The sequence below is a fragment of the Pseudomonas sp. SDO55104_S430 genome (assembly GCF_054070595.1).
Genome location: NZ_JBSVXG010000068.1, coordinates 21,815 through 29,120, shown reverse-complemented (window position 1 = coordinate 29,120; position 7,306 = coordinate 21,815). Strand labels below are relative to the sequence as shown.

The window sequence follows — 7,306 nt, the reverse complement described above, 5'->3', positions numbered from 1 at the left end:
TACAGAGGTTATGCCAATCTGTAGGAGCGAGGCTTGCCCGCGAAGAGGCCTTCAGCCCCGTTAAACCGCATCCCGCGGCAACATCAATCCCAGCGGCAACCTCACCCGCGCTTCCAGACCGCCGCCGGAACGGTTGCGCAACTCGACATTCCCGCCATGCATTGAAGCGATCCGCTTGACGATCGCCAGCCCCAGCCCGGTGCCTTTGCCACCCCGGGCACGGTCGCCGCGGGTGAAGGGGTTGAAGATCGCTTCCAGCTCCGCCGGATCGATCCCGGCGCCACGGTCCATGACGCTCAGCACCACATAGGGAGCGGCGGTGTCACCGGAAACATAGGCCGCCACTTCCACGCCGCTACCCGCGTGATGAAGTGCGTTGCCGATCAGGTTGTTCAGCAACCGCTTCATCGACACCCGACGCAATGGAAACGGCTGGATCGGCTCCAGGCGCAAGTGCACTTTCTCTTCGTTCTGGTTGAACGGCGCAGCCACTTCCCGGACCAGATCGCTCAGGTCCACCTCCTCCACCGACTCATCGCGACCGTCGCGAATGAAGGCCAGGAACTGGTCGAGGATCGCATCCATGTCTTCAATATCGCGGACCATGTCGTCGGTCAGGTCGGTGCGGTCGCCCATCAGCTCCAGTGACAATCGCAGGCGAGTCAGCGGCGTACGCAAGTCATGGGACACCCCCGCCAGCATCAGCTCACGCTCGCGCCCGGCCTGTTCGACGTCTTCCGCCATCTGGTTGAAGGCGCGATACACCTCGGTCATTTCACTGGGCGTGTCGCTGATCGGCAGGCGCACACTGCGGCCCTGGCCGAGTTGCCGAGCCGCATAGACCAGGCGCTTCAATGGTTGGTTGAGCTGGCTGACGAAGATCCACGCCGACGCCGTGGACAGCAGACCGATCGCCAGGAACCAGCCCAGCACGTTCCAGATCTTCTGACCGCGCAGCGGATGCGGGTACAGCGGCACTTTCATCCAGCCATCACCCAGGCTCGGTGCCCTCACCCACAAGGCCGGTGGCGTGTGCATGCGCAATCGCACCTCGGTATCGGCGCCCAGTTCGGCCTGCATCTGTCGCTGGTAGATTTCGCTGTATGGCCAGTGTTGCTCGCCTTCCGGCACGCCAGTGCCCACCACCCGGATCAGGGTCGCGGCTTCGGCAATCTTGTCGCGGTTGTTTTCGTCGGCTGCCCAATAGGCGCGCAGCGTCAGGGCGACGCCGTGGCTGTATTGGCGGTCAACCAGCACGTCCTCGTTCATCAACAGATAAACCAGGGTCAGTGCCTTGGAGAACAGAACGACGATGAGCACCAGCCAAAGGGTGCGGGAGAAGAAACTCTGGGGGAACCAAACCGGGGTTTTCATGGATAGGCGCTACACACTTGCAGGAACGAGCGATGCTCGCATATTGCGGGTCGCGAGTCTGCGGCCATGGTCATCAGACCTGTCCGCCGACCCGCTCCTGCAATGGGTCGATCACTTGGTGGCGGTGCCATCCGGAACGAACACATAACCCACGCCCCAGACGGTCTGGATATAACGCGGTTTGGATGGATCGGGTTCGATCATCCGGCGCAGACGGGAAATCTGCACGTCGATGGAGCGCTCCAGAGCGTCCCATTCGCGGCCACGGGCCAGGTTCATCAGCTTGTCGCGGGTCAGCGGCTGGCGGGCGTTCATGACCAGCGCCTTGAGGACCGCGAACTCGCCAGTGGTGAGCATGTGCACTTCTTCGCCGCGCTTGAGCTCGCGGGTAGCCAGGGACAGTTCGTAGTCACCGAAGGTCACGCTTTCGTCTTCGCTGCCCGGCGCGCCCGGCACCGGTGCCGACTGACGGCGCAATACGGCTTTGACACGGGCCATCAGCTCGTCAGGGTTGAACGGCTTGGCCAGGTAATCATCGGCGCCCAGTTCCAGGCCCTTGATACGGCTCAGCTCGTCGCCCTTGGCGGTCAGCATGATGATCGGAATCTGGTTGTTCGCGCTGCGCAGGCGGCGGCATGCGGTCAGGCCGTCTTCGCCGGGCAGCATCAGGTCGAGGACGACCAGGTTGAACACTTCACGCGCCAGCAGGCGGTCCATTTGTTCAGTGTTCGGGACGGCACGGGCGCGGTAGCCCTTGCTGACGAAAAAACGCTCCAGCAGGCTGCTGAGGCCCGGGTCGTCGTCAACAATAAGAATTTTTTCGCCTTCAGCAATGTTTGCAGTGCTGCTCATTGAATGCTCCTTTTAGCTCGGCGCGCATTATGGCGTAGCTGCCGTTATACGCACCGTGTGCATTGTTAGCAGATTTTTCCTTCACTGCCAGGAATCCCGGCACGGATCCCACTGACCCGGGACACACCCCAAGGGCCGAACGCTGGTTATAATGCGCGGCCTTTTGTGTCAGGCAACGTCTGATCGTTACCCCCGGCGGCCGCTTTTTATTTTTCATGGCACCGGCAGTAATTGTTCGATTTCACGGGTCAACGAGATACCTTTTGATCCAGGCAGCGGCGCAGACTTGCCGCTCAACCAGACTCGCCAGGGCCCTGTATCGCACCTGCGAGCCTGCTTTCACAATTTGTCAGGTGGTTTTATGGACAGCATCAACAGCCGCATCGCCGAAGAACTCGGCGTACGCCCGCAACAGGTCGAAGCGGCCGTCGCGCTACTCGATGAAGGCTCTACCGTTCCCTTCATCGCCCGTTACCGGAAAGAAGTCACCGGCAGCCTCGATGACACCCAGTTGCGTCATCTGGAGGAGCGTCTGCGCTACCTGCGAGAACTCGACGAACGGCGCATCAGCATCCTGGCCAGCATCGAAGAGCAAGGCAAGCTGACCCCGCAGCTGGAACGCGATATCAAACTCGCTGACACCAAGACCCGCCTCGAAGACCTGTACCTGCCGTACAAGCAAAAACGCCGCACCAAGGGCCAGATCGCCCTCGAAGCCGGCCTCGGCGAACTGGCCGACGGTCTGTTCAACGACCCGAGCCTGACCCCGGAAATCGAGGCCGCGCGCTTCGTCAACGCCGAAAAAGGCGTCGCCGACGTGAAGGCCGCCCTCGAAGGCTCCAAGTACATCCTGATGGAGCGTTTCGCCGAAGACGCGAGCCTGCTGGAAAAACTGCGCAATTACCTCAAGCAGGAAGCCACCCTCAGTGCCCGCGTGATCGCCGGCAAGGAAGAGGAAGGCGCCAAGTTCCGCGACTACTTCGAACACGACGAACCGCTGAAAACCATGCCATCGCACCGCGCCCTGGCGATTTTCCGTGGCCGCAACGAAGGCATTCTCAGCTCCGCGCTGAAAGTCGGCGATGAACTGCCGGGCACCATGCACCCGTGCGAAGGCATGATCGGCCAGCAATTCGGCATCCAGAACCAGAACCGTCCTGCCGACAAATGGCTGGGCGAAGTGGTGCGCTGGACCTGGAAGGTCAAGCTCTACACCCACCTGGAAACCGACCTGCTGGGCGAACTGCGCGACGGCGCGGAAGCCGAGGCGATCAACGTTTTCGCCCACAACCTGCACGACCTGCTGCTGTCCGCTCCGGCTGGTCCGCGCGCCACTCTGGGCCTGGACCCTGGCCTGCGCACCGGCTGCAAGGTGGCGGTGGTCGACTCCACCGGCAAGCTGCTGGATCACGCCACCGTTTACCCGCACGTGCCGCACAACAAATGGGACCAGACCATCGCGATCCTGGCTGCACTGTGCGCCAAGCATTCGGTGGACCTGATCGCCATCGGCAACGGCACCGCCAGCCGCGAAACCGACAAGCTGGCGATCGAGCTGATCAAAAAATACCCAGCGATGAAGATGACCAAGGTCATGGTGTCCGAGGCCGGTGCCTCGGTTTACTCCGCGTCGGAACTGGCGGCCAAGGAACTCCCGGACCTGGACGTGTCGATCCGTGGCGCGGTGTCGATTGCCCGTCGTCTGCAGGATCCGCTGGCGGAACTGGTGAAGATCGACCCGAAATCCATCGGTGTCGGCCAGTACCAGCACGACGTGTCGCAGTTGAAACTGGCCCGTGGCCTGGACGCGGTGGTCGAAGACTGTGTGAACGCCGTGGGCGTGGACGTGAACACCGCTTCGGTTGCGCTGCTGGCTCGTATTTCCGGCCTCAACGCGACCCTGGCGCAGAACATCGTCAGCCACCGCGACGAACACGGTGCTTTCAAAACCCGTGCTGCCCTGAAGAAAGTCGCGCGTCTGGGTGAAAAAACCTTCGAACAGGCCGCCGGCTTCCTGCGGGTGATGAACGGCGATAACCCGCTGGACTCCTCCGCGGTTCACCCGGAAGCCTATCCGCTGGTGCAGCGCATCGCCGCCGAGACCGACCGCGACATTCGCTCGCTGATTGGCGACGCGTCGTTCCTCAAGCGCCTGGACCCGAAGAAATTCACCGACGAAACCTTCGGCCTGCCGACCGTCACCGACATTCTTCAGGAACTGGAAAAACCGGGCCGCGACCCGCGTCCGGAGTTCAAGACCGCCGAGTTCATGGAAGGCGTCGAAGACCTCAAGGACCTGCAACCGGGCATGATCCTCGAAGGTGTGGTGACCAACGTGACCGCCTTCGGTGCATTCGTCGACATCGGCGTGCATCAGGACGGTTTGGTGCACATCTCTGCACTTTCGGAGAAGTTCATCAAGGATCCCCGTGAAGCGGTGAAAGCCGGTGACGTGGTGAAAGTGAAGGTCATGGAAGTCGACATTCCGCGCAAACGCGTGGGCCTGTCGATGCGCATGAGCGACACCCCGGGCGAAAAAATCGACGGCGCCCGTGGCGCGCGTCCTGGCTCGGCACCGCGTCAGTCGCAGAACAACGCGCCGCGCAAGGAAACCACGGCGGCGGCTCCGGCCAACAACGCCATGGCCTCGCTGTTCGCCAACGCCAAGCAGTTGAAAAAGCGTTGATGGACATCCCTGCCGGGTACACCGAAAGCGCGTTTTTCAAGCTGCTGGGCTGCCGTTTGCACAGCCTGGAAACCGGGGTGGCGCAAGTCGCCCTGGTGCTCGAGCCCGAGTTGCGCAATCGCGCCGGCAAGCTTCACGGCGGCGCCTTGTTCAGTCTGGTGGACATCGCCATGGGGCTGGCCTGTTCCAGCAGCCATGGCTTTGACCAGCAGAGTGCGACCATCGAGTGCAAGATCAACTACATCCGCGCCGTCGCCGACGGCGAGGTGATGTGCACGGCGCGGGTGATCCACCCGGGCCGCCGCACCCTGGTGGTCGAGGCCGACGTCGTACAAGGCGACAAACTGGTCGCAAAAGCACAAGGCACGTTCGCTGTCCTGTAGCTAGTCGCCATCAATTTGAGTTAATTTCGGCGCAATGCCTCGCTCTGTAGGAGCAGAGCTTGCTCGCGATAGCGGATTATCAGACGACAATTGTGTTGGCTGACACACCGCATCGCGAGCAAGCTCGGCTCCTACAGGGGATCTGTGCAAAATTTGATCAATAGCGACAAAAACCAGGCGAAAACGCCAGTTTCAACTTCACCCTTGTAGACCGTCTTGCCCACCCCCATATTGGGGCGACTGACGCGTGAAGGAATCCAACTTGAGCGAACTTCTCAACCGCCGCCTGGCCCTGCTCGGCGAGCGCGCTAACCTCTCTCTGCTCGAACAGTGCCTTCACGGCATCGAACGTGAATGCCTGCGCGTGACCGGCGAAGGTCGCCTGGCGCAAACGCCGCACCCGGAAGAACTGGGTTCCGCGCTGACCAATGAACAGATCACCACCGACTATTCCGAGTCGCTGCTGGAGTTCATCACCCCTGCCCTGACCGATCCGGCCGATACGCTGGCGAGCCTGGACAGCATTCATCGCTTTGCCTACAGCAAGCTCGGCAACGAGTACCTGTGGAGTCCATCGATGCCGTGCCCATTGCCGGCCGAGGAAGATATCCCGATCGCCTACTACGGCACCTCCAACATCGGGCAGCTCAAGTACGTGTACCGCAAGGGCCTGGCCCTGCGTTACGGCAAGACCATGCAGTGCATCGCCGGGATTCACTACAACTTCTCCCTGCCGGAAAAACTCTGGCCGCTGCTCAAGACGGCCGAAGGTTTTGTCGGCACCGACCGCGACTTCCAGTCGTCGTCCTACATCGCCCTGATCCGCAACTTCCGCCGTTACAGCTGGCTGCTGATGTACCTGTTCGGTGCATCGCCGGCCCTGGACGCCGGCTTCCTGCGTGGCCGTGCGCATCAGCTGGAGCAACTGGACCCGGACACCCTGTATCTGCCCTACGCCACCAGCCTGCGCATGAGCGACCTGGGTTATCAATCCAACGCCCAGGCCGGCCTGACCCCTTGCTACAACGATCTGGTCAGCTACACCGACAGTCTGCGCAAAGCGGTAGCCACGCCCTACGCGCCGTACGTCGAAGTCGGTACGCACAAGGACGGTGAGTGGGTTCAGCTCAACACCAACATCCTGCAGATCGAAAACGAGTACTACTCCAACATTCGCCCAAAACGCGTGACCTACTCCGGCGAACGTCCGATCCAGGCCTTGATGGCCCGTGGCATTCAGTACGTCGAAGTGCGTTGCCTGGACATCAACCCGTTCCTGCCGATGGGCATCGACATCACCGAATCGCGTTTCCTCGACGCCTTCCTGCTGTACTGCGCCCTGAACGACAGCCCGCTGCTGACCAACACCAGCTGCGGCAACGCCACCTCGAACTTCCTCAGCGTGGTCAAGGAAGGTCGTCGTCCGGGCCTGCAGTTGCAGCGCGATGGTCAGCCGGTGGAACTGAAGGAATGGGCAGGCCAGTTGCTGGAAAGCATCGCGCCGTTGGCCGCGCTGCTTGATCAGAGCCACGGCGGCGATGCCCACAGCAAGGCGCTGGATGCGCAGATGGCCAAGGTCAAGGATCCGTCCCTGACACCTTCGGCCCAGGTCCTTGCGTCGATGGCCGAGCACAAGGAAAGCTTCGCCCAGTTCTCCCTGCGTCAGAGCCAGGTGCATGCGGAGTTCTTCCGCAGCGAGCCATTGCCTGCGGATGTTCAGGCGAAATTTGAAGAACGTGCGCGTACTTCGCTGGCTGAGCAGGTTGAGCTGGAACAGAACGAGGTTGGCGATTTCGACGTGTTCGTCGGGGCTTATCAGGCGAGCATTCTGGCGATCAGCAACTAAGGTCCTTCGGACCTATCGCGAGCAGGCTCGCTCCCACAGGGTATGCGTTTCCCTTGTAGGAGCGAGCCTGCTCGCGATTGACTGCGCAGCGGTCACGCTTAAATTACTCCGATCATAAGCTCATTCGAAAAAGTTATTTATTTTTGAATTCTTAGATCATTTAGT

The 7,306-nt window shown here is 61.2% G+C and carries 5 protein-coding genes; 3 read left to right on the top strand and 2 right to left on the bottom strand.

Annotation, left to right across the window (positions count from 1 at the left end):
- Positions 1 to 60: 60 nt before the first annotated feature.
- The gene (locus ACW9JE_RS14455; RefSeq protein WP_224540234.1) at positions 61 to 1,374 is read right to left on the bottom strand and encodes an ATP-binding protein; all 1,314 of its coding nucleotides are present in this window, start codon (positions 1,372 to 1,374) and stop codon (positions 61 to 63) included.
- 111 nt (positions 1,375 to 1,485) lie between these two features.
- Positions 1,486 to 2,226, bottom strand: coding sequence for an osmolarity response regulator transcription factor OmpR (gene ompR, locus ACW9JE_RS14450; protein WP_096513915.1), 741 nt, complete (start codon positions 2,224 to 2,226; stop codon positions 1,486 to 1,488).
- 361 nt (positions 2,227 to 2,587) lie between these two features.
- Here ompR and ACW9JE_RS14445 point away from each other — a divergent pair, with 361 nt between their 5' ends.
- The 3 genes from ACW9JE_RS14445 (at position 2,588) to gshA (ending at position 7,141) form a co-directional block, all read left to right on the top strand.
- Positions 2,588 to 4,912: a Tex family protein gene (locus ACW9JE_RS14445; protein WP_457433108.1), complete on the top strand. Its 2,325-nt coding sequence runs from the start codon at positions 2,588 to 2,590 to the stop codon at positions 4,910 to 4,912.
- The gene (locus ACW9JE_RS14440) at positions 4,912 to 5,295 is read left to right on the top strand and encodes a PaaI family thioesterase (RefSeq protein ID WP_175376481.1); all 384 of its coding nucleotides are present in this window, start codon (positions 4,912 to 4,914) and stop codon (positions 5,293 to 5,295) included. Before ACW9JE_RS14445 ends, ACW9JE_RS14440 begins: the two co-directional genes overlap by 1 nt.
- A 262-nt stretch (positions 5,296 to 5,557) precedes the next feature.
- Complete coding sequence (gshA, locus tag ACW9JE_RS14435; protein ID WP_224540230.1) at positions 5,558 to 7,141, top strand: glutamate--cysteine ligase; 1,584 nt, start codon at positions 5,558 to 5,560, stop codon at positions 7,139 to 7,141.
- The last annotated feature ends 165 nt before the right edge of the window (positions 7,142 to 7,306 follow it).